At 32.7% G+C, this 25,472-nt stretch carries 17 protein-coding genes and 1 tRNA gene; 4 read left to right on the plus strand and 14 right to left on the minus strand.

All coding sequences use genetic code 11. The features are described 5' to 3' along the window. Positions 1-476 precede the first annotated feature (476 nt). The gene (locus ACUTSE_RS13040; protein WP_445640533.1) at positions 477-5,363 is read left to right on the plus strand and encodes a PKD domain-containing protein; all 4,887 of its coding nucleotides are present in this window, start codon (positions 477-479) and stop codon (positions 5,361-5,363) included. Between the two features lie 497 nt (positions 5,364-5,860). Here ACUTSE_RS13040 and ACUTSE_RS13045 read toward each other — a convergent pair whose 3' ends face one another. Genes ACUTSE_RS13045 through ACUTSE_RS13060 form a run of 4 tightly spaced genes read right to left on the minus strand, consistent with a single transcriptional unit; the run spans position 5,861 to position 11,856 of the window. After that, positions 5,861-8,980: a hypothetical protein gene (locus ACUTSE_RS13045; protein WP_445640534.1), complete on the minus strand. Its 3,120-nt coding sequence runs from the start codon at positions 8,978-8,980 to the stop codon at positions 5,861-5,863. Next, entirely contained in the window at positions 8,977-9,513 is a 537-nt protein-coding gene (locus tag ACUTSE_RS13050; RefSeq protein WP_445640535.1) for an ABC-three component system middle component 1, read from the minus strand. Before ACUTSE_RS13050 ends, ACUTSE_RS13045 begins: the two co-directional genes overlap by 4 nt. Then, complete coding sequence (locus ACUTSE_RS13055; RefSeq protein WP_445640536.1) at positions 9,494-10,798, minus strand: ABC-three component system protein; 1,305 nt, start codon at positions 10,796-10,798, stop codon at positions 9,494-9,496. The genes ACUTSE_RS13050 and ACUTSE_RS13055 overlap by 20 nt, the downstream gene beginning before the upstream one ends. Beyond that, the gene (locus ACUTSE_RS13060) at positions 10,798-11,856 is read right to left on the minus strand and encodes a ComEC/Rec2 family competence protein (protein ID WP_445640537.1); all 1,059 of its coding nucleotides are present in this window, start codon (positions 11,854-11,856) and stop codon (positions 10,798-10,800) included. The genes ACUTSE_RS13055 and ACUTSE_RS13060 overlap by 1 nt, the downstream gene beginning before the upstream one ends. A gap of 577 nt (positions 11,857-12,433) precedes the next feature. Between ACUTSE_RS13060 and ACUTSE_RS13065 the strand changes: the two genes are divergently transcribed. After that, entirely contained in the window at positions 12,434-12,868 is a 435-nt protein-coding gene (locus tag ACUTSE_RS13065; protein WP_445640538.1) for a DUF3408 domain-containing protein, read from the plus strand. Between the two features lie 77 nt (positions 12,869-12,945). On the opposite strand, the gene ACUTSE_RS13070 is transcribed toward ACUTSE_RS13065, so the two are convergent. The 3 genes from ACUTSE_RS13070 to ACUTSE_RS13080 all read right to left on the minus strand — a co-directional run bounded on the left by ACUTSE_RS13070 (position 12,946) and on the right by ACUTSE_RS13080 (position 14,676). Continuing rightward, positions 12,946-13,056, minus strand: a complete 111-nt coding sequence (locus ACUTSE_RS13070) for a JAB domain-containing protein (RefSeq protein ID WP_445640554.1) — start codon at positions 13,054-13,056, stop codon at positions 12,946-12,948. A gap of 82 nt (positions 13,057-13,138) precedes the next feature. Next, positions 13,139-14,074 (minus strand): hypothetical protein, encoded by a 936-nt coding sequence (locus ACUTSE_RS13075; RefSeq protein WP_445640539.1) that lies wholly within the window; start codon positions 14,072-14,074, stop codon positions 13,139-13,141. Between the two features lie 212 nt (positions 14,075-14,286). After that, complete coding sequence (locus ACUTSE_RS13080) at positions 14,287-14,676, minus strand: XRE family transcriptional regulator (RefSeq protein ID WP_445640540.1); 390 nt, start codon at positions 14,674-14,676, stop codon at positions 14,287-14,289. Between the two features lie 178 nt (positions 14,677-14,854). Here ACUTSE_RS13080 and ACUTSE_RS13085 point away from each other — a divergent pair, with 178 nt between their 5' ends. Further along, on the plus strand, positions 14,855-16,447 hold the full coding sequence (locus ACUTSE_RS13085) for a hypothetical protein (protein ID WP_445640541.1): 1,593 nt from the start codon (positions 14,855-14,857) through the stop codon (positions 16,445-16,447). Positions 16,448-16,574: 127 nt separating this feature from the next. After that, positions 16,575-16,829, plus strand: a complete 255-nt coding sequence (locus ACUTSE_RS13090; RefSeq protein WP_445640542.1) for a DNA-binding protein — start codon at positions 16,575-16,577, stop codon at positions 16,827-16,829. A 109-nt stretch (positions 16,830-16,938) separates the two neighbouring features. Here ACUTSE_RS13090 and ACUTSE_RS13095 read toward each other — a convergent pair whose 3' ends face one another. From ACUTSE_RS13095 to tpx, 7 genes are all read right to left on the minus strand, one after another. Beyond that, on the minus strand, positions 16,939-18,258 hold the full coding sequence (locus ACUTSE_RS13095; protein ID WP_445640543.1) for a site-specific integrase: 1,320 nt from the start codon (positions 18,256-18,258) through the stop codon (positions 16,939-16,941). A gap of 272 nt (positions 18,259-18,530) precedes the next feature. Then, a tRNA-Ser gene (locus tag ACUTSE_RS13100) sits at positions 18,531-18,615 on the minus strand. 126 nt (positions 18,616-18,741) lie between these two features. Then, positions 18,742-19,878 carry a 3,4-dihydroxy-2-butanone-4-phosphate synthase gene (ribB, locus tag ACUTSE_RS13105; protein WP_445640544.1) on the minus strand — a complete coding sequence of 379 codons (1,137 nt, stop codon included), beginning with the start codon at positions 19,876-19,878 and terminating at the stop codon, positions 18,742-18,744. Between the two features lie 23 nt (positions 19,879-19,901). Continuing rightward, complete coding sequence (locus ACUTSE_RS13110) at positions 19,902-21,410, minus strand: LptF/LptG family permease (RefSeq protein WP_445640545.1); 1,509 nt, start codon at positions 21,408-21,410, stop codon at positions 19,902-19,904. Between the two features lie 9 nt (positions 21,411-21,419). After that, positions 21,420-22,064, minus strand: coding sequence for a LolA family protein (locus ACUTSE_RS13115; RefSeq protein ID WP_002990759.1), 645 nt, complete (start codon positions 22,062-22,064; stop codon positions 21,420-21,422). Positions 22,065-22,081: 17 nt separating this feature from the next. Next, positions 22,082-24,604: a DNA translocase FtsK 4TM domain-containing protein gene (locus tag ACUTSE_RS13120; RefSeq protein ID WP_445640546.1), complete on the minus strand. Its 2,523-nt coding sequence runs from the start codon at positions 24,602-24,604 to the stop codon at positions 22,082-22,084. Positions 24,605-24,756: 152 nt separating this feature from the next. Then, on the minus strand, positions 24,757-25,254 hold the full coding sequence (tpx, locus tag ACUTSE_RS13125; protein WP_002990753.1) for a thiol peroxidase: 498 nt from the start codon (positions 25,252-25,254) through the stop codon (positions 24,757-24,759). Positions 25,255-25,472: the final 218 nt, after the last annotated feature.

The raw sequence follows: 25,472 nt of genomic DNA on the forward strand, positions 1-25,472 counted from the left end.
AAAAGTCCATCTTTTTTTAAAAAACTTGGAAAAAAGCTCCTACTCTCTCCTTTTTTTAACACCATTTCTCATTACTTATCTCCATTAAAACAGATTGTGAATTTTATTCCAAATCCCCAATAAAATAACATATTTAGCAAAAAAAACTACACTTTATTTGATTATCCAGTAATTGAATTTTATAATTATTTTTACATTTATTTAATATTATATTTTGTTTTTAGATATTTTTTAATTTATTTTGTTACACAATTCACAATAAAACCACATTTATCAACCTTGTTTCGTACGTAAAATCAATCTTAACAGATTAAAAGTATAAAACTTAGCCGACCTTTTTAACACTAATCCCCTAGTGTATTAACAACCCATTTTTTAGCTGAATTACGAAACAATCTATCCCCCTCTATTTTTCCATTTACTAGAATTAAAACTGCAACACCAACAAGTTACAATCAAGTTTAATTATTCACCTTATGAGAAAAACAAAACGATGGCCCCTTCTTAGGGTCTTGGGGTTGCTTATGCTGATTTCCCTGTGGTCTTTTGGAATGAAGGCACAAACGGCAAACCATCCTGTACTTACTTGGGATCAAGAAGTTGGATGTATCAAATACGATGATAGAGGCGAAAGAGATTACTACAATTTCTATGAGCAGGTTCAAGCTGGTTTTTGCTTACGCATCTGTGAAGGCAGTACCGTCAACTACAGTTTTAGCGCAAACAATGTTGCCCAAGTGCAATGGCAAATCACAGGTGGGCAAGTCCAAAGCAGCAGTACTACCGGAGCACAAATCCGATGGGGAAACGCTGGTAATGGCAGTATTACGTTGAATATTACGTATACAGATAATACCGTTGAAGTACTCACTCTTTGTGTTGAAAAAATCATAAGCCCTAAGGCTTACTTTGAGATGGATGGTATAGAACCTCATCAAAGAGATTTTTGTACTTTTTTACCTATTTCCTTTAAAAACTTATCTACTGCGAATGGCGGTTCTGACCTCGTAAACTATCTTTGGGATTTTGGCGATGGTACAACTTCAAGTACATTTGAACCGACGCATACCTATGATCATCCCGGTCATTATACCATCACTTTACAAGTAACAAACAGCTGTAATTGCAGCTCTATTTACAAATGGGACGTAGAGGTAAAACGCGCAAAAGAATTTGAAATTTCATGTCCTAGTGTAGTATGTGAAGGAAGTTCAGCTACGTATAGTGTCAATGACGGTTGTGGAGGTGATTGGGAAGTCATCGGTGGAAGCATTGTCGCACATCATGGCACATCCATTGAAGTTGTTTGGGATCAAGTAGATCCACAAGATGGATTCGGTTATATCAGCTATCGTTCCAGATGTTATTGTCCTTCTTGGACTACGGTAAAAGTACCGGTAATTCTAAGACACGGAAAAATCAAAGGACCTGATATGATTTGCCAAGGCAGTCAAGCTCGTTTTTCACTTCCACAATGGCCAGCAACAGAATTCGACTGGATGATTGATGGAGCCTCTCATCACCAAATGTTAGTTCGTACAGAGCAACGCAATGAAATTGTTGTAGATGGATTAACACCAGGTACTTATAATCTTCAAGTGATATACCGCAATACACTGATTGATGACGGACAATGCATGGGCAAATCCGATTTTCAATTTACAGTTGTAGAGCGTCCAGAAATCAGCACAGGGGATGAATTGACCAATTGTCAACATACGCCTATGACCTTCTATAATAACAGCGGTTCCTCGGTTTATTGGCAAGTCCAAGTAGGCGGTTCTATCGTTTATAGCGCTAATGGTCCTTCGATGAGTTATAACTTCCCTACGGCAGGTACCCATGTTGTAACGGCAAGTAACAACGGTTGCCAATCTGATCCAATAACAGTAGAAATCGTACAAACTCCTGTACTTACAGGAACCATCTCAGGTCCGAATAAAGTGTGTTTAAATACGCCTTATACCTACACCTTAAGTGAAGATGAACCTGGTTTCGTTTACATGTGGAGTGTAACCAACGGACAAATTGTTGGAGACAACACAGGAACGGAGGCCGATGTGATTTTCACTAGCGCCAATGCAGTGGTGCGTGTTGTTAAACAAGCGGTAAAAAATGGCAAGATATGTAGCTCTTTACCTGCTCAATACAACGTCAGCGAAATTGTAATCAATCCCGTTATTCAAAACAACAGTGGTTTGACTACGTTTTGTCCAAGTAGTACAGCTAACTTCACATTAAACTTAGGAGGAATTACTCCTGATCTTATTCAGTGGAGTATTGTGAGCAGTACAGGAGCAACCAATTTCGGAAGTATTATCGAAGGAATTAACAGTCCCAATGTAAAAGTGGGATTCAATGAAATAAGCAGTTCGTCTGCTGGTTTATTGAAAGTAGCTGTTACAAAATGTGGAAGAACCATCGAGAAAACGTACCCTATTCAATTACTAGCCAAACCAGTGATTACAATTGGAAATATTGATCCAATTTGCAGCAATCAAGGCAATGTAGTTATACCGATTTCAATAACACCTGCGCTACCCTCATCTGCTCAAATTCAAATCCTTATTGATGGCGTAGCACAAGGAACAGTAAACTATACAGGAGGTTCGAGTATTACAATTCCAAATAATTTCACGAACCAGTCCAACAACAATATTTCACGTAGTTTAACGCTACAATTGAGCATCTGTAACTATACTAGTTCAACGTCGAAAAATGTAACTGTATATCCTCAAACGGAACTACACATTTCTCCACAGTATAGCTATGTTGTTTGTCCAACAACGTATACGGGAATCAATATTACCTCAACAGTATCGACTGGAATTACCGCTTCTATGGTATTCAAGTGGTACAAAACAACTAGTACAACACCAATTCCAGGTTTTACAGGTCCTAATCTTACAATTTCAGGCCCTAATCCTGGTGGAACCTACTATTTGGAGGTGATTGATCGCAATGGTTGTTTAGTTAAATCAGACTACATTTATGTAACTGAAAGTTGTGGTGGCGGTACAGGCACTGGTGGATGTACTATTACTCCTGATCCTAATGCGAGTATGTCTGCAACCTGGACAGACTGTGATGAAATCACAGCAGGAATAAATGTAGGCTATGCACCTACATCGATTACGTGGTCAGGTAGTATCCATCTAACACTAGATCCTAATACCCAAAACACGCCAACTGGTAAATTTAAAACGACTGTTCCGGGTGCACATACAGTAACTGTACTACTAAACTATTCAGGCTGTATTATCATTAAAACATTCACGGTAAAGAAACACTATCAACCGAAGTTAGCGACAGAAATCACGTGCAATGGTGATGGAACATACAAAGTGACCTTACATAATAATTCACTTACGTATGAAATCGATCCGAATCTACTTCATTTCGGCTATAGTGGTCCAGGTGTTCCTTCATCCGCTTCTGGAAATAGCTATACCTTAAACAGCGTAGCTCCAGGTACACATAATTATACACTCACCATAACCTCTCCAGGTAAACCGTCGTGTAGTATTATGCTGCCTGTAACCTTAGCAACAGAACCAAGTCCTAACTTTACGTTATCACCATTAACGTACTGTTCAGATGATACGATCTCCTTAACGATACCAAATTACAACGCAAGTAACAAGTATGAATGGGTATTTAGTAATACGTCCTTTATTGCTAGTGGAGCGACGACCTACATTCAGCTTCCTCCGGGATTGAATCAACCAATTAAGTTGAGAATTACCACACCGTATGGTTGTACCTATGAAACAACAACAGCAAACGCGCCTAAGGTTACGATTAAAACGGCTACTTTTAGCAGTATCACAATTAATCCACCGGTAGCGAATTACTGTCAAGGTAATGCTCAACCGTTAACGGTATCAGCTAGCCCAATGCCTGCGAGTGTTATTTGGATGTTGGGTAATCAACAAGTGGGAAGTGGAACTTCGTTCCTTCCTCCGAAGAGTGGAAGCTACTGGCCTGTGTTGATCGACCAAGATGGTTGTAAAAACAATTCCATGGCAACGAATCCTAAGAATTACCTCCTACGTAAACCACCATACGCAAGTATTAGTGGTAATACATCCGTATGTTATGGAGAAACAACCACATTAACCGGAATAACGATGGACGATACGGCAGAACACCGCTGGTCAGGTCCTTCAATACCTGCTAATTACGGCAACTGGGTAAGTGGAAATACGAATAAAGTTATTACGGTTGGCGGTAATTTATCACCAGGTACCTATACGTATACCTTCTTTACTCGTGCAGCCAATGACACTTCTTGTGCAAATAGCTTCACGATGACAATCGTAGTACACCCACCGGTACCTACACCATCTATTTCGTTTCAGGTAGAAAATTGTGATCCTTATGTGTTGCGATTAACAGCAAACGGACCATCAACGGGTACTTATACTTGGAGCAATGGTATGTCAGGGCAATCAATTCGCGTTACACATGGAGGAGCTTATAGCGTTACCTACACCGAAACTACAGGATGTAGTGCAACAGGTTATATTCAAGCACCACATAATCCACAACGCGCAATGTGGGTGGTTCCATCAGGCTGTTATACCGTTTGTCAACCTTCGTATCTCATCGGTCCATTAGGTATGTATGAGCAATACAAATGGGAAGTGAATAATGCTACAACGCAAAGTGGTAGCAATGCTATTCAACCGCAACAAATCGTCACAACTGGTACTTACCAATTATCCATCCACCAACAAGGATGTACGTACGAAAGCAATAGACCGATGATTCAATTCGATCCTAAGCGATGTCCACAAAACCCATGTCGTTTTAAAGCGAATTTCGAATTGAGTAATACCATCCCTGGTGGTTTTGAATATCATATGTTTATTGACAATCCAACGGGTAGTCCAATTACAGTGAGTTTAAGTAGTTTCTACGGATATGGAACGTTCATTCCTGATGTAGTAGTCCTTAACCCAGGATCAAACTCTTTCCCTGTAGAATTCCATGTCAATGGAACCTACTCCCCTGGCGTTCATGATTTCTTTATCATCGGTGGACCTGATTGTGCGAGTATTCTAGAAGTACAATTGAGAGATACGCATTGGAGAATGCTGAATCAACCAGCCTCCATTACGCTAACACCAAATCCGACAACCGATCAAACAACAGTGGTTTATCATTTAGGCACAGCCTATGAACAAGCACAAAGTATTGCGGTTTACGATTTAACCGGTGTACAACACTACAAACAAAACTTAAGTGGCAAAGACGGAGAAATTCCGCTTTCTGTGAAACACCTCCCTAGAGGAACTTATGTAGTTGTTCTAGAAGCAGATGGCAAACGCATCGCTACAGAAAAACTAATTAAAAAGTAAACTAACTTTTGAAGTGCTAAGGGTTATCCTTAGCACTTTTTTTTATCTCTTTATACTGCTTTTAAAACTCTTCATCACTTTTGGAAAATAAAAAAACCGATAACTCTCGTTATCGGTTTTCTTTGCGGAGAAAGAGGGATTGCATATCCCCAAACAAGGTATATTGACACAAAGAAAACAGATAAGCTGCGCTTATCCACGTTTTTTTATTTTCCAAAAAGTACCCTCAAAGCGAGCTTTGGGTACTTTTTGGAAAATAAAAAAACCGATAACTCTCGTTATCGGTTTTCTTTGCGGAGAAAGAGGGTTTGCCTCTTTTGTGCCGTATGCTTTATAAATAGGGATGCTCATTTTTTTTAATTGATATGTGCACCTTATTCAGAAAGTTTTATGCTATGATTGGAATATTTCAAATTATTACTGTAAAAATAAACAATAAATTTAATAATGCCTATAATTATATGAATATTAGGTGTATAAAAAACTACTAGTTCTTTCTAAACGGGTTTTAATTTTCCAAAAGTTTCAAACTCTATAAACGTTGATTTAAAAAGTTCATCAGGTATTTTTTTCTTCAATAGGAGATGAAAGTTCTCTTCATGAGTCGATACTATTAATTGTTTATCTAGAGACAAAGTAATACCTCTAAACAAATCTATAAATGATAAAATATTTATACTATCCATCGATTGAATAGGGTCATCAATAAAAATGCAATCTACAGAATTACCTTTATCATCTGTTGTTTTTAAAGCTCTTGCCAAGAATATACTCAAGCTAAGAATATTCACCTGTGCAGTACTGAAATATAATGAGGGGATACTTTTTATGCCTTTACTATCTTTCGTATAGATTTGTAATCGAGGTTTATTTTCTCCAAAATCACATTCAAATTCAATAGACTTATAATCCGGATGAGGATCTATTTTTCTATAAATAGCATTAATTAAAGGTGTATAGAAATAGGCTTCAATTGTACCTTTCAGGTAGAATTTTAGATTTTCTTTTTCTTCATTCAAAACTTCTTCAGAACTACCTAAATTTTGTAAGTTAATAGTTATTTCTTTAATTTCATCCTTTATCTTTTTAGATTCAGTTGCCTTGATACAAGCATCATTTAAGATTCGAACTATTTTGTATTTTTCAATTTTCGTTTCAGTTTGATTCTCTATTTGCTTCTGTCTGCTTACTAAATCTATAAATGCTTTTTCGATTTGAGATTTCTCTTTATCCCTTAGGATTATATTAAAATCTGATTGAATATAATTTTCGTAACTTTCATAAATCCTCAATATTGAGCTTTTAGCATCATTTACTTGGTGATTTTTTTTGATGTATTCATCCTTACCTAAAGTGTGATTAGATAGTTGTAATTGTAAATCTTCTAAATATTTATTTATACTTGTTTTTTTGTTTATTAAATTGTTTAGAGTTGTGTGAATATTAGATATGCGATCTAATAATATTGATTTCTCAATATTATTAGAGTTCAATTCCTCAATAAAATACTCTCGAACTACCTTATACTCATTTGAATATTGATGTTTTAAAAGGTTTTGTTCAGAAATTTCTATTTTTTCTTTAGTTGATTTAATTAAAGCTTCTTTCTCTAATAATGTTTCATCATTTTTTTTCATTTTACCAGATACCTCTAATATTTGGTTGTCTGTTTTTAATATATCATTTTGTATTATTACGAATAATTCTTCAAATGTCTTGGAATCTCCTAATAATAAAATAATATCGCTTAAGATCGATTGGTGATTATTCAATTTCTCAGAATTAATCTTTCTCTCTAAACTTAATTTATCTATTACATTTTTTACATTTCTATAATCCGATAAATAAGGCTGTTTGATTGAAGAAAAAAACTTTTCGATGTTTTCTTTATCAATAGAAAGCTGTAATACTAACTTACTTATTTTTGACTCTGTCTCAACCTTTTTTTCTAGGTATATTTTTAACTGACTATTTAGCAACTTATTAGATAAGATATTCTCAGATAGTTTTTCAAATGTGTCATAATTGTGATTACATAAAGGACAATCTGAACTTTGCGATTTGTTTACCAATTCTAGTCCTGATTTAATAAAATCATTTAGCTCTTTATGTAACTGGTTTTGATTATCTATTTTAAATTGAATTTCTTGAATATCTTTTTTTAAATGCTCTAGATTTTGTTTCTCGTTTATGTAATGAGTAACTAACATCTTATGTTCTTCAAATAATTTAAATTCCAACAAAAGTTCAATATCATCGTTGATCTTATGTTCGTAATAGCCAAATTCGTCTAAAATTATCTTTAAATCATTGTATTTCTTCTCTTCTATATTAATTGATGTTGATAAATCATTGATAGTTTTTTGTAAATCAACAATAATCTTAGAAGTTGACTCTAACTGTTTTTGTTGAATAGGTATATTATTTAGTTTAGAACGATTATTCTCAAGAGAACTCTTTAATTCATTAAATTTTATAATTGCTTCATTTTTATTCTTTTCAGTATTAAGTTTCTCACGTTCAATGCGAAGTAGTTCATCTTTAAAATCTGTAATATTCTTTTGTAAACTATCTATCTCTTTTTGTATATTAAGAAATGTTTCAAACTGATTTTCAATATTAAGAGCTTTAGCCAATCTAACTTGCTGAATTTTTAAATTTGCATCAATAACACTGGCTTCACTATTCATCTTTTCTTGTTCCTCAAACCATTTTATTATCTTATTTAATTCTTGAATTTGCTTATCTAAATTTAAAATTTTACTTCTATTTTCAAAGTAAGATAAAACTCCACCATTTAATTTACTATCTTCAGATTTATCCCCATCTCTCGCTAATATTATTGTATTGATACGTAATTTAACCTTAGTTAATTCTTCTTCCAGAGATAACAATCGAACATCAATATTCCTAGATATATTATCATAAGAAGTTTGATTGAATGTATTTTGATCAATAAGATTTATGTTTTCATCTTCTTTGTTAAGCGAAGCAATTATAGTATTAATTTCATCAAACTTTTTAAATTCTTGTTCAAAATCAATTTCAGTTTGGTATTTGGCTTCTTCTTTACTTTTCCTATCAACTAAATTTTTTCTTTCATCTTTTATATATTCTAATAGACGGATTATCTTCTTATATGCTGAATCATATTTTTTTAAATTCTCGTCAATTTCTAAGAAGGCTTCATAACGTTTATCAGCTTTTTCCTCCTTAAGAAAAGCATCAATTAAATCTTGTGATAAAAATTGTTTTTGAAAATATTCATTTTCAGCTATTGCTTTATAATCATATTTTTTACGTTTATTAATGACATTTTTGAAAGGTTTTAAATTGGTTTCTACTAAAACTTGACCAGATTGAGACGCTTTATTTAATAATAATGGTGCCACATTTTCTTTTCGTATTCTTTCAAAATCAACCATCCTATCGAAACGTTGAATTTTATGAGTAATTCCCCATTCAACAGCATCATAGAAAGATGTTTTACCAAAACCATTTGGGGCATATATGGAAGCGAAATTCATTATTTCATTACCTTTTGTAAAATCAAAAGTAGCATCTTCTTCTTTTTCAAATGCTCTGAAACCAGTAATCTTTACACTCTTAATTTTCATAATGTATTTATTTTTTTTACGAATGCTTCTTGAGCTTTCCTGTCACCAATAAGTTTTTCTTCATCTAATAATAATTTCCACAGATTTTCATTTTTAGGAATGTATTCTGAGATAGTAACCTCTAGAGTTTCTTCAACGATTTCTTTTAAATCTGCATTGGTAATATGTTTTATTATTAAACGATTTGCCTCATCATCATTAAATACATTGTTGTAAGAATCTTCAACAATCTTTCTACTTGAAAATTTATCATTCTCAATTTTGTTCTGTAGCTCTTTAGAGACTTTGTCTTTTGACATGTAAACGATATAGAAATTCCATCGATCAAACTCTTTATTCGACATATATTCTGAAGTTTGATAATTGGCAGCAACTATATTTGAAAATCGTTTCCAATTTTTATCTATTATATCACTGTTAGCTTTCAGAAAGAATACATTTATTCTGAAGTCATCCTCATTTTTATAGTGATAGATTTTGCAATTTTCAATTTCAAAATCTGGGTTACTTATTTCAATTGTTAAAAAATTCATATACAAGACGCTTTATTTCCGTTAAAATATCTTCAAATTGTTGTATTGAGAATTGGTTCAAAGTATTTTCATTTGAATTAATACAGTCAAACTCAATCGCTTTTAGGTGTATTATTTCCTTTATTTTAGAGCTTGTTTGAACCCTGTCAATAGTTTCTATATCTATTACATTACCTACGTCAAGATTTACTTCACTAGCTAGCATTCTTCTTCTATTAGGAGAGTTTGGAATTTGATTAGTTGCTAACAAAACTTGACAATTATCACTGATGTTTTCAGAAGCAAATAATAGCACCTCGCTATACAAATCATAGATATCTTTAGAAGAGTCAGAGAATATAAATTTCTTAGTTAAATTCATTTTAGACAATACATCTTCGTCTACTCCATCTACTTCGAGAAGACTAATTATTAAGGCATATTCAAGAAATGAAGTCCAAAAACGCTTACTTTTTATTCCTGTTACCGAAGTTGATAACTTTTTTACATAATCACTTGAATAAATACTATTCAATGCGCATCTAACTTGTTCAAACTGTTTTCTAATTGCAATTTGTAATTTAGGTTTTAATGCAGGTAGAGTTTCATTATAGCCAATTATTGAATTTATCAGGAGTTCAATATTTGATAAATAACTAGGTACTAATTTTGATAAATCATAAACATCAACTATCTCTTCAAATCTTTTTATTGGTACAACTTGTATTTCTCCATGACAATCACCTATTGGTGTTTTACTTTGAATTCCTACAAGTAATAAACTATCTCCATTAGTTTTAATAATTCCACCTCCAGAGAATCCCGTAATTTGACTATGATCTAAATGATCAATAAAAAGCCTTAACGATATCAAATCTGTATTAGAACTTATTAAAGTATTAATAACTTGTCTATCGTACTTATCATTTGCTACACGTTTAATTGCAGGATATCCTGTTAAACTAAAACCATCAAAGCCAGTTGCTCTCTCATCAACAAAAATTTGATTAAAGCCTAAATTTTCTTTTAATACTAATATTGCCGCATCAGCTATATCATGTTCAAAATAATTTTCATCTTTTTTAATTTCAAATTCTATAGAAGTACTTTGATCATTAGAATAACTAAAGTTAATTTTCTCAATCAATTCTTCACCAATCTTTTGACCTCTTCCATCTTTTACATCCTTATATAAAACATGTTTAGCAGTAAGTATATAAGTTATTGTTTCATCCAAAGGTTGAAATAATATTCCACTACCACCGCCTAAAATAACTGTATATCTTTTTAAATCATTTTCGTCCATTAATAAGTAAATTCATTAGTTACTTTAGTTTTAAATATTAAGAAGTCATTCCAATCTTCTTTTAAGAAAACTCTATCTGTTAAATCATAATTAAAGTGTATTACAGTATTTGTATTATTATTGATAATTCTAGCTATTGTTCTTTTATTTGGTAGTCCATGTTTTGTTGCATTTGAACTTATTAGGTAATTATCGGTTTTTACAATTTCCAAAAGTTCTTTGTTAGTATTATACATACTTCCGTGATGTGATACTTTCATAAATTCAACATTTAAAGGATTTTCCTTATTGTAGCCAAAAATATTCAGCCCTTCGATTATTACAGAAGGATGGGCATCAGCTAAGAAAATGTAATTTTTGTCTTCGTATTCTATTATAAAAGCGATAGAACTTCCATTCGCAACACTTGTATCTTCTTTGAATTGAAAATTGGGCTGATTTTCTTCTTCAATAAAATCTTTTAAAGATGTTTGGAAATCAAATTCATCACCACTAGTAAAATAATCCTTTTGTTTCTCATATAACTTTAACAGCTTATCTAGTTTCTCGTTGTTTGGCGATAAAATTTTAAATTTCAAACCAAATAAATCATACTCTGAACCTTGCTCAATAATTTCACCCTCCCATAAATTATTATCTCTAAGATATTTTTCAAACTTAATTCCTTGTTTGGGACTTGTGTGAAAATCGTCTGCTCCGTCAACTATTTCAATATCTAAATCTTCGCTTTCATCACTTTCAAACTTCTTAGCTATTTCTTTTCCTGAGTTAAACCAAACTTTTTTAATAAGTTTAGATGCTTCTTTGTCTTTATTTAGCCATCGCAAAATTCCGCCAATATGATCATCATCAAAATGGGTTAAAATAAGAAGGTCTATGAATTGTCTGTCTACTCGAATCTTTTCAATTATTTTATACAGATCACCCTTTACGTTTGATTTATTTTTGTAAGTGTTTCCAACACCTCCGTCAATAAGAATATTTTTCGGTATATCCTTTTCAAGAAAAGAAATCCATATTGAATCTCCATTAAAAGCTTTTAGAAAACTTATTTTCATTATAAAATTAAATTTTATTTATTGTACCTTATTAAAAAGGTAAATTAGACAAATATATCAGAATAAACATTATTGAAGTTACGGAAATCCGTAAACCCCTCATTTTTTTGAGTCTATCTACTATTTCAACCCAAAACAACGACTTCGGAGTAGTTTTCCTGCCCTCTGCAAGAGCAAGTCGTTTTGAAAGCTCGAACCTTATTTCGAGTGCCTCAAAACATAACTTGCTGTTACCTTTGCGGTAACTTTTTCAACATATTCACAATATGTTTTTTATAATGTGAATACTGTTTAAACCCCTATTAGTTAACGCCAAGTATGCCACTTAAATACCTTTTTTTCATTCTTTGTCTATATCTCTAGTTATTTGTCTAATCAATGTTTTGGTTGGACAAACGCAATATCGTAGCTATGATTTTATATAGCTCCCGACGATTAAACACACAAATAGACTGTTGATAAAATCTTTACACAGTTTAATGTCTGAAACATTGGAATTGCAACTAAAAGGACAGCTTAACATTTAACTAACTACATAAGTAGACAGAACTATAAACTGCAATAAAAACTAGAAATTATGAACGAAGAATTTAAAAAAAAACCTAGAATTGACGAAGAAGCGATGATGGCACTAATGGTTGACGGCGTAAGGCTTAAGGGATTTACAGAGGCTGAACTGAATGCTCCTGGTATTAGAGATGAGCAAGAAGAAACTAAAGAGGAACCTAAGAAACAAAAGCGTGTAAAAAAAGCCCCTCCACTTACTAAAGAATATGACATCACGGAGTATGAAGAGCTCTTTTTTAAAGATGTAAAAAGCATAGCACGTCATGGTAAATCAGTTTACATTGATCCTGAGCACCATAAAATACTTTCTCGTATTGTTCAGGTTATCGCAGATGATAAACTTACAATTTACGCTTATCTATATAATCTTTTGGAACATCATTTTAACGAATTCGAAAAACAGATAACCACAAGCTTCAATGAAAAGAACAAACCTATCTTTTAAATATTTTACTAAAAAAATAAAGATGTAAAACTGTAAAAGCATCTTTACAGTTTTACATCTTTAAACAACAAAGACACCTATAAGGTACTTTCGTCTGTAAAAGAGTAGTAACTCACTATTGTTATAATTAAATGATCTAAAAGATTAATATCAAATAGCTTACTTACTTCTTTAATCTTTCTTGTAATTTTCTATATGTATCACAGATATTTAATTTACTCTATATTATGTGAGGTAACCTTTAAACAATCATATGAGTTTTTAAAAATACTAATAAGACAATTCTTGATTCTCCTCAATCCAACTATTTAGTAGTATCAATACTTCATTAGGGATGTCTATAATTTTTTCATTTTGAAATCTTATTTTACTAGATATTAAATCACATGTACCAAATCTTATAAAATGCTCATCATATTCAAAATCCTTGAAAAACAATTCATACTCAACACCACTATTATCGAGATTAGGTATCTCTTTAATTTTAATAATATTTACTTTTAATCCATTTGGTGCAACGTCAAATAATATAGTTATAGGTTTTATATCAGTAGCAGGAAAAGTTGGGTTTTTTTCATAAAAATATTTACTAATCTCTAAATGGCGTTTGGAATAATTGTAATTCTTCAATCGATTTAAAGCTATTTTACTGTCATATTTAAATTTCTTTTTTTTAGAAGCAATTCTTAAGTCTTTCCATCCATTATCAAAATATTCTATAATACTTTTTTCTAAATTTGTGGATAAATTAATAATGTCATTTCTTAGTATTATCGCAACCATTTTCATATTCTCATCAGGAACATTCTCCAAAGTATTATCTAAATTGACAAAATAGTCTTGTATGAAAAATAACTCTTTATGTGTAGATTCAGAAAGCCAATGAGAATTCTTATTTCCCTTAGCATACAAATGACTCTTCCAATCTATATAGTTTTCTTTATTATGTAAAATTAGAGGATATGTTATTAGTTCTTTTTCAACTGTGAAAGCATTAACACTTAATGTAGAACGTAATAATTTTGCTAATTCTAATACATTTTCATGTGCTTCTATTTTTTTATCTAGTATTTTTTCAGAAATCTTTAATCTTGTTTCTTTTTTCTTTAAAAAAGATGATGATAAAAAAGCTAAAAAAGCACCAATAATAACTCCAACAAAACTTAAAAAAGGAGATAAAAGAAGCTTCCAATCAATATTTTCCATATAGACTAAAGTTTGATTTTATGTTACACGAAACTCTTTTAAATGGCATTACATGAGTTTAAAATATCATAGATAATAGTTTAACACTATTCGTTTTTAGTACGTAAAATATCTTAGCTTTCATAGCTTTATATAAAAGATAAACAAATACTGAAAACTCTAATGAGTCAATTATAAAACAACTATTTAGATAGAATTAAGTTGACAAAGGATTATTTTTCAATTAATTTCTCTAATCTTTCAATCATTTCTTTTTGTTGTTGTAACATGCGTTCATATAACTCTATCACCTTATCAATTGGATTAAAATTAGGTTGATAATTAAAAAAAGAGGGTTGTTGACAGTTCTCAAATGATACGGAATTAGATATCAAATTAATCGCCTGTTCTTCATCAAAGTTTTCAATCGCTTCAACCGGTATTTTAAGCACCTTTGAAATCTGTTGTAGCAGTGCATTATCAATTACCTCTTTCTGTTCTAAAACAGATATCTTTTTCTGATTCCAATCTTCTCCTAAATCAAAAGCAAGAACCTCTTGTTTGATTCCAAGCATTTCTCTAAAGCGCTTTACATTTCTTCCTTGATGTATTTTATGTTCCATAATTAATAGCTGAGTTAAGAAGGCTCAAAGATAAAGCCAATGATTTAAAAAGATTGAAAGGTAAAGTTATAAAATTATCTTGTAAAATATCCCTTAATGAGAATATTATACTTCTTGATAGAATAGTTTACTCAATGAGTTCTATTGAATTTTAATCAAATCAAAAAACTCAATAATTATGAAAACAACTATTTTACCGACCAACGACTTTTTAAGTAATCAACTTAAAGAGATTATTACAGAGTTTCCCTCTGTATTAGAGATTTTCTATTGTAGTAACACTATAAAGATGACTTCCTATTTACTTATACATCTTAATAATAGAAGTGATATTGACATTATTACCAATCGCAAAGGAATTAAAAAACTATTTAAGAACTACGGTATCATAGTATTGTTATTTGATTATGACTCTTTGAAATACAAGTTTAAACATGGTTATCCACTAATAGAGCTTATCTACCAAGAAAAGCATCTTGTTTACCAACAAGAAGAAATTGATTTTACTAAACTCGCTACAAGAAGTTTCAAAGAATTTAATAATCAGTACAATATTTATAAAGAGAGATATTTTCAAGATTATGGTCTTTTGAGTTCTGAACTTAATAAGTATAAGTCTTTAGACGCTATTTCAAGTATATTTCTCCTTTACGAACGTATATTAGAATTACATCTGAAATATTTAGAAGAACTATATGTAGGGCATATCAGTTCAAACAGTAATCTCCATCAACGAATCAAAGAAATCAGCAAGTTTAATTCAGAGATTGAAAGTTTATTTCTTAAAAGAAACGAAGAGGAATACTACCTTATTGCTTTAATAAACAGAGTAAAAGAAGCAATAGAAGAGGACAGAGAAGTTTATTACCATGAGTGCTTTGAGGCTTTTAATAATGTTGAAAATACACTTCATAATTTTATTCAAGACCGCTTTAAGTCTTTAAAACGTCTAATCAAAAAACCAACAATCATTCCAGTGAATGCAGATGTAACTATAAACCTAAATAAACAAGATACTTTTAATGATATCATCATTGAAAGATGCTTAAATCAGAATCAGCGTATAGAAGAAATTTATCTGTATAAGACGTTAACTATCTGTAATCAAACTATTTACTACCTTCTTATTATAGGTCATAAATTGGCGAATGAACAGATTAAGAACTTGGAATCAAGTTTACAAGATAAATTTAATAAGCAAACGAACTTTGTTATTATAGCCCATACTAAAATATGGATTCAAACAGAATTATACAGCTCACAAGATTTCTTTGCTAATATTATAAAAAATGAGAACAAGATTTATTCATCTAGTAAATACAATGCATCATTACATTGGTTAGTCCCTCACGAATCCTTATATACTGATCTATATTACTATAATTCTGTTACTAATAATACTGCTAAAGAACTACTCAAAAAACTACAGAAACTAAAAAAGAACCAAGAATGTAAGCAAAGTATTCCTTATCTACTATCACTTTATTTTATGTCATTTTGTAGGACATATATATTAGCTCATTTATCATACTTACCTAATTACTTATCTAGCTACTCTTTATGGTTGCTTTGCGTAAATGTGAATACTGACTTAATTAAGTATCAATACTTATTTGATAAATTCGGTACCAAGTTTTTTTCTTTATTAGATTACTATAGAGTCCTACATCAACGACTTATTAATTTTGATACAGAAAAAGCAGAAGTACTATTAGAACTAATTACTCAATTACAAGCTGAATTAAAAATAATTGTAGATCAAAGGAGCTAATAATCTTTTACCAACTACTAGTTTTTGTAAATGCATAGTTAGAGCCAAGTATGCTTTTTACCTTCCTATTATTTCAACCTTTTGGTAACTACTTTACCTTAGTTGTTTAACCTAAAAAACAACTATCATGGAAAATCAAATCACAAAAGAAGATTTAAGACTGTTTGCTCAAACAATCATTGGAGAACTAAAAGAAATCTTAGCTAAACAAAACAAAGAAACCTCTCTTGAATGGGTAAAGGCTAAAGTAGCAAGACAATTACTTAGTATTTCGCCAGCTTCATTACAAACACTGCGTATCAGTGGGAAATTACAGTATCGCAAAGTACTTGGTTCATATTACTACAACAGAAAAGATATTATGAACCTTTTTAATGAGTAGAAGTTAACTTCTACTCATTAAAAAGGTTGAAAATGGACTCCCTTGAATTCCTTACTACAAATATCACAGTTGAATTATTAGAAATTGTAGAGAATCCAAGGGAGTTTTATTATGCATTTAAGTGATTAATAAAAGTTGTTAGCTGAGCTAATTTATCAGCGTTTAGATTTTTTAAACTCTCGAGTAAGTCAGTAAAATTATCCGTTTGTTTATTTGCTTTTCCTTCAAGTTTCCCTTTTAATTTCTGCATTTCGGTCTTAATAGACTCTTCTTCTGTTAGAGCGTATTCCTCTGTTTGTTTAACAGAGTGATGACCTAACATTTCTTTTACTACGTGAATAGGAACACCATTACTAAGAGTTACAGTACTTCCAAAAGTTCTTCTTGCTTTATGTGTATTTAGTTCACTTATTTCACATAGTGAAGCAATCTCTTTTAAGTACTCATTCATCTTTTGATTAGAGCGAACAGGAAGCACTATATCTTTATCTACACAAGCAGGATGATCTTTATGTTTTTCCATTATCTCAATAGCTTTGGGAAGCAGAGGAATAGTAATATTCGCATCTGTCTTTTGTCTGTTGGTTCTAATCCACAGATTACCTTCTTCATCTTTTGTAATATCAGTTTTCTTTAATTGGAAAACATCGATATAAGCAAGCCCCGTATAACACTGAAAAACAAACACATCTCTAACTGTAGCTAATCGCTCATTAGTAAACTCTTTGTTTTCTAAAATTGATAGCTCTTCCTTGCTTAATGGTTTCTTATTGAGCTTAGTTTTTTTAGGTTTATATTGTACGAAAGGATTTGAAGAAATAATTCCCTTTGCTACAGCTCTTAAAACAATCTTCTTGAAGTTTGAGATATACTTTATAGCTGTATTGTTAGAACACGTTCTAACGGTCTTTAAATAGTGTTCATAACCAATTACAAACTCATAATTGAGTTCTCTAAACTCTATATCTTCTTTACCATATACATAACGGATATACTCAGCTACGTGAGATCTTGCTGTTACGTATCTTTCATGTGTTCCAATGGCATACTCTTTAGGTACTAACTTAAAAACTTCATCGTTATGCTTTTGGAATTCTTCTAAAACTTTAGCCTTACTAGTTCCCTTGCCTTGGATATAATCCATAAGCACAGAAGCAGTAATAGGCTCTTCATTACTTAAAAGTTCTAATTTGTACTTGGTAATTTTAGATACAATTGTATCTAAAATGTAGTTTAGCGTTTTAGCATCTTCTTTAGCGCCATTAGCACGACCTGCTTTTTGGTTCCATCTGTTGATATCCCATTTGTGACTTAGAGAAGTCTCTTTGCGAATACCATCTACTGTGATTCTAAGGTAAACACCTCTTAAATCACTTTTCTCTCTACTTGGTTTGAGAAAGAAATTAATTGACAACTGTTTTTCTAACATAATTCAACTGTTTTAAATATTAATAAATGTCGAATTAAAACGTTCCAAAAACACAGTTCAAAACTCTCTGGCACCCTTTGGCGTCTGGGTTTGCTCAGTTGAAAGGTGCACATCGCTTACCTGTTTTTTTGTGCACCGAATCTGTAACTTTTTTTTGAGCATTTTTGAATAAAATGCGATACCCCTAAAAAAGAAAAAACCTATAACTCGTTGTGAATCATAGGTTTTGTGCTTTTTTACTAACTTTTGAAAAGTTACTATTTATAATTTCGCGGAGAAAGAGGGATTCGAACCCCCGGACCTGTTACAGTCAACAGTTTTCAAGACTGCCGCAATCGACCACTCTGCCATTTCTCCAGTAGTCTGTTTTACTTCTGTATTGCGAGTGCAAATATAGCGCGTTTTTTTAATTATGCAAAAAAGAAAATTCATTTTTTAAATAAAAAATCGCACTATACTTCCAACTACTTACTATATCGCTAGTTAATACGTAACGTAATCTGTAATTTCTAGACCATACCCAATCATTCCTACACGTTTTTCAGGTTCAGAATTCGTCATTAAACGAATATTGGTGATTCCTAAATCATGTAAAATTTGAGCTCCAATACCAAAATCCTTTTCATCTCCTGGTAATTTTGGGGTTTCCATATCTAATTTTCCATTCAATTGATCCTTGATAAAGTTCAATCGACGTAACAAACTGATATTTTGTGCATCTTGATTGATAAATAAAATCGCTCCTTTTCCTTCTTCGTTGATTTTATTAAATGCCGCTTCAACACGCACATCTAATTTACCACTTAAAGCATCTAGAATATCATTACTACCAATCATCGAATTAATGCGCGTTAAAACAGCATCATCTTCCTTCCACTCCCCTCTTGTCAAGGCAATATGGATTTGTTTATTGGTAATTTGTTGATAAGCACGTAATCTAAACTTACCGAAACGCGTTTCGATTTCAAAATCTTCTTTCTTGTCAATTAGACTATCGTGTTTCATGCGGTAAGCTACCAAAGCTTCGATTGAAATAATTTTCAAGTCCCATTTCTTCGCTACTTCAATCAATTGAGGTAAACGAGCCATCGTACCGTCTTCATTTAAGATTTCAACTAAAATTCCCGCTGATTTAAATCCAGCTAAACGCGCTAAATCTACGGCTGCCTCTGTATGTCCTGTACGACGTAGAACTCCTCCTTGTTTCGCAATCAAAGGAAAAATGTGTCCTGGGCGTCCTAAATCTTCTGGTTTTGTTGTATCATCGACCAAGGATAAAATAGTCTTCGCACGGTCTTGTACTGAAATTCCCGTTGTACAACCATGACCGATTAAATCAATAGATACAGTAAAAGCCGTTTGATGCAGTACCGTATTATTTTGAACCATTGGTTTTAAATCTAATTCCTTACAACGTTTTTCATTTAATGGCGCACAAATCAAACCACGTCCATGCGTAGCCATGAAATTAATCATCTCTGGTGTTGCCATCTCCGCTGCAGCTATAAAATCTCCTTCATTCTCACGATCTTCGTCATCCACGACAATAATTACTTTCCCTGCTCTAATATCTTCTATAGCTTCTTCTATCGTATTTAACTGAATATGATTCGTTGACATAATAAATATATTTTTGTTGTGTGTTATTCTACTGTTTGTTCTTCTTCTTTTACTGGTTGCTTTTTGGTGAACAATCCCTTAAAGAAATCTCCAATTGTTGAAAAGAATCCTAAGAAATTCACTTCCCCATTATCGCGCGTTGCTTTTAGCGTTAAAAAGATTGCCAATGGTGTTAGTACCATTGCACCGGCCCAAGCTCCGATAATAGGTTGTATCCCGTCCTCTTGAGCTAATTTCTTACCAAATGTATTGACAAAGTGATACATAATAAAGATAATCACCGCAAATACAATAGGTAATCCCAATCCTCCTTTTCGAATAATTGCTCCCAAAGGTGCTCCAATGAAATACATTAAAAAGCAAGAATAGGCAATGACAAATTTTTCATACAAAGCCAAGTAGTGATCATTTAATTTCTTAATCTGTCCCAATGTTGCAACATCATTTGATTCGGTGTTGAATACAATATTATTGGTATAATCTATAGCCGATTGTAAAATCCTTCCTTGCATAGGTTCCGAAAAACTTGCTAAAGCATTTCCTTTTATATCTACTTCTTTCTCTTTAATGGAATCTTTTGCAGCATCTATATTCTTTGCAGTTTCCTTATTCTTGAAATTATATGAATTATAAATACCATTATAACGGAGCAACATATTCTCCATGTTGGAGTTCCTATCACTAACCAAAGTCGTTTCCAATGAATCAATTGTATAGGTTAATTCTTTGATATTCAACATATGGTAGGTATTCTTAATCTCTTCTCTTTCAGCTCCATCATCTTGTAAAGCCCCCAAATCAATATTCATGGTATATTTTTCAAAAGCCACCTTAGTAAAAGGTTTCTTGCGCATTTGAGCAGTAGATTTTGGCACTACATCTTCATAATAATTTCCATCAAATAAGTGCAATTGCAAAATATTCGAAGCATTATCTGACGCTAATTCACCGTCAACTGAACGAATAACAGCTTTATTATCGTACCCTGATGCTGACTTAATATGCATGGTTACATTTTCTAAATACTGCCCTTTTTCACCCGTTTTCTTATCTACTTTAATATTAATTGCTCCAACATCATTAAACTGTCCGGCAGCAATTGCCATCGCTGGTTTAGTCTGCAAAATTTCCTTTCGCATATTAATGAAACGATATTCCGCTTTCGGAATAACATCATTGGCAAACCAAAACGATATTAATGCTAATACAGCAATAAAAATAGACAACGGTTGCATCGCCCTTTTCAAGGAAATACCCGATGCTTTCATTGCAGCAAACTCGTAGTGTTCAGCAAAATTCCCAAAAGTCATAATCGACGCTAATAAAACCGATAAGGGCAAAACCAACGGAATCATCTTAGGCGAATAAAACAGTAAGAACTGTACAATGATGAAAAAGTCTAAATCCTTTCCAGCCAATTCGGTAATAAACAACCAAATTCCCTGTAAAATAAAGATAAAGTAAAGAATGATAAACACTGTAAACAGCGTCGATACAAAAGAGGTTAGTATATAGCGATCAAGTATTTTCACGAAGAGGAATTAATCTATGTTATTGATGTAATAAGTTGAATAATCTGCGCTTGTAAAGGTAAAATGATTTTTCGACATACTTTGGTTAGTTTTAAAAGATTTAACCGTCAAGATGGACTTCGAACCATTTTTATTCACTTGAATTTTAGTATAGATCTGCTTTGTTGCATGATCAACCCCTACCAATACCTCTTTTATTCCTGATTTTTTATCAAGCGGAATCAATTTAATGTACTGAATTTCTTTGCCTTTTACATTTTGTAAGATATCCCATTGCAAGTCATACCCTTCTTTATAGAACGTCAATATTTGTAAAGGCAATGCATTGTCAATCTTTTTAGGGTCGTATTTTGAAACAGTTACTTCTTTATCTTCATCACTAATGGTATAGATTTTTTTACCATCAAAAATACGTGTCATGTCCATAAAACTCAAGCGATATAAATTCTCTTTTAAATCGATATGCCCATCGGTCTCTTGATTAATATCCCCTGATTTCCCATCAATTTGCGCATAGTGAAAATCAATAGAAATGGTCGTATAGCTTGCTATTTTCTTATTTACTTCATCCAAATAATTTTTAGCGCGTTGGCTACTCTGTCCATACGTTAAGGCTGTACTACAAATCAATAAAAGACATACTATTTTTTTCATGTTTACTCTTCGTTTTCTTAGTTAAATAAGTCATTTTGTTCTTCTTGAAAGAAGCGTTCTAAGGAGACTATATCTGGAATCAGTACACTACGAGCTTTACTACCTTCAAAAGGCCCTACAATTCCAGCGGCTTCCAATTGATCAATAATACGTCCAGCTCGGTTATACCCCAACTTCAATTTACGTTGCAGTAATGAAGCTGAACCTTGCTGTGCAACGACAATAACTTCAGCAGCATCTCTAAACAGCGAATCTCTCTCACTAATATCCATATCTAAAGCGGATCCACCTCCATCTTCTCCTACATATTCAGGCAATAAATAAGCATCTGGATACGCTTTTTGCCCTCCAATATATTCTGTTATTTTTTCAACTTCAGGTGTATCGACAAAAGCACATTGTACGCGGACTAAATCATTCCCTTGGGTATACAATAAATCCCCTCTACCGATTAGCTGATCTGCTCCTTGTTGATCTAAAATCGTACGAGAGTCAATCTTTGACGTTACGCGGAACGCAATTCGCGCAGGGAAGTTTGCCTTAATAATACCAGTAATTACGTTTACCGATGGTCGTTGTGTTGCAATAATCAAGTGAATTCCAATCGCACGTGCCAACTGAGCTAAACGCGCAATTGGAGTCTCAACATCCTTTCCTGCCGTCATAATCAAATCGGCAAACTCGTCAATCACCAAAACGATATAAGGTAAAAAACGATGTCCATTTTCAGGATTCAAACGTCGTTGCTTGAACTTCTCGTTGTACTCCTTAATATTTCGAACCATTGCATCTTTCAATAAGCTGTAACGGTTATCCATTTCAATACAAAGTGAATTCAAGGTATTGATAACCTTCGTATTATCTGTGATAATTGCCTCTTCCGAATCGGGTAATTTTGCTAAATAATGACGCTCAATTTTATTGAATAACGTCAGCTCTACTTTCTTCGGATCTACCAACACAAATTTCACTTCGGCAGGGTGTTTCTTATACAACAAAGAAGCCAATAGCGCATTCAATCCAACAGACTTACCTTGTCCTGTAGCTCCTGCCATCAGCAAGTGTGGCATCTTCGCTAAATCGACCACAAATGTTTCATTGGAAATTGTCTTCCCTAAGGCGACTGGCAATTCCATTTCAGCACTTTGAAACTTAGGCGAAGCAATTACACTGCGCATCGAAACAATCGAGGGACTTGTATTCGGTACTTCAATACCAATTGTTCCTCTACCTGGAATCGGCGCAATAATACGAATCCCTAAAGCAGCTAAAGACAACGCAATATCGTCCTCTAAGTTTTTAATTTTAGAAATACGAACACCTGCCTCAGGTACAATCTCATATAAGGTAACTGTTGGACCAACAGTTGCTTTAATCTGAGCAATATCTATTTTATAATTTCGCAGAGTCTCTACGATATTATTTTTGTTTTCTTCTAGTTCTTCTTGATTAATGGTAATCCCTCCTGTTCCATAATCTTTCAATAAATCAATGGAAGGGAATTGATAGTTAGACAATTCCAACGTAGGATCAAACTCTCCAAAATCCTGTACCAACTGAGCCGCTAAATTCTCCTCTACCGTTCCCTCATCCTGTGCCGCTTCAATCACAAAATCCTCTGTTGAAACAAGCTTAGGCTCTTCTTCTTTTTGTATCTCGCCACCTTCTTTTTTAAGTGGCAAATTCAATTCAGAACTATGCCCGATGGTAGGTTTAATACTTTTATGGTCAATCGAAAAAGCCGAAGGCTGTGTTTCTTTTGCACGAATTTCCCCCTCTGGCTGTAACGCATTATTTGTCTTCTCTTCTACGGGTACAATCGGTTCTTTTTTATCCTGAGCTGAAACTACAGCAGCAGCCTTATTCCCCTCTGGAGTTGGAGTCACTTCTTTGTCAAAAGATGCATCATCTAACTTCGTAGCGGGTGCAAGCTTAGAAAACTTCGCTGGAATAGTTGCTATAAAATCTCTAATTTTAGTAGGCGATAATTTATAGCGGAATAAAAGGAAAGTCAACGTAATAAAGCTAATCAGTAAAATAGCCCCCGCAGTTCCTAAGTAATCCGTTAAGTATAAATTAATCTCATACCCTACTGTTCCTCCTAAAAGAGGATTCGATTGCCAAAAGAAACCTAAGAAACTCCCTAACAAAATCATAGAGGTCAGGTCCCAAAAAACAACTTTTTTAATTCTTTTTGAAGCTATCCCAAAAAAAGCATAGACTCCTGTATGTATCAATAATTTAGCAAAGAAAAAAGAAGCTAACCCAAACCCTTGATAAATAAAAACATGGCCCAAATAGGCTCCTAGTTTACCTAACCAGTTATTTACTTCTAACTCTCTATTTCCTACATCGAGTAAATTACTTTGATCTTCTATTCCCGAAATAAAGTACGAAATAAAACTCAACGTAAGGGATATTCCCATAATAATCAATAAAATAGAAAACAGAAAACGCGAATTTTTTAAAATGGCTGTATCGTATTTTTTCTGCTCAAGCGGGGCTGTTTTTTTCTTTGTTGATTTATTTTCTCTTTCCATTTATACATTGCAATTGATAAGATAGGCTTTTATACTTGGCTCGCTAATGTAATAAAGTAAAAGATATTTTTAAAAAATGTGGTCGATTTTAAATAACAAATCACTACTTTCTTTAAAAATATCTTTTTTTTACATGCGCTAATTTAATCCGCTTATAGGGCAGCTAAAGCTAATTCATAGTTTGGTTCATTCGCTGTTTCAGCAACTTGTTCAGTATATACCACTTTTCCTTCTTCATTAATTACAACAATTGAACGCGATAATAAACCTGCTAAAGGTCCATCAGCAAACGTAACTCCATAAGCTTGACCAAATGCTCCAGTTCTAAAATCAGACAACATAACAACATTGTCAATTCCTTCAGCACCACAAAAACGAGTTTGAGCAAAAGGTAAATCCTTAGAAATACACAATACTACTGTATTCGGTAATTGCGCTGCTTGTTGATTAAATGTACGAACAGACATCGCACATGTAGGCGTGTCAATGCTAGGAAAAATATTTAAAACTACTTTTTTACCTGCAAAATCCGCTGTTGATTTTGTTGCTAAATCTACTCCAACTAATTCGAAATTAGGAGCTACTACACCCACACCTGGTAATTCTCCTACCGTGTGAAATGGATTATTTTTTAATGTAACTGTTGCCATACCTTACTTTTTTTATTCAAACAAAAATAAGAAAAAATGCCCAACTATTTGCTTTAAATCTTGCGAAGTCTTCTCGCAAATAACAAGGCTGAATACGAAAGATTCCAATATCCTAGGTCTACCCTAAATTCTTCTCCGCTACTTTTTTCTTAAACCTCGTTAATTTATATACGTTTAACTACTAAGTAACCGAACGTATGCTTCCTTTTTCCTAACTT

The organism is Myroides sp. TSA_177.3, from assembly GCF_052691955.1.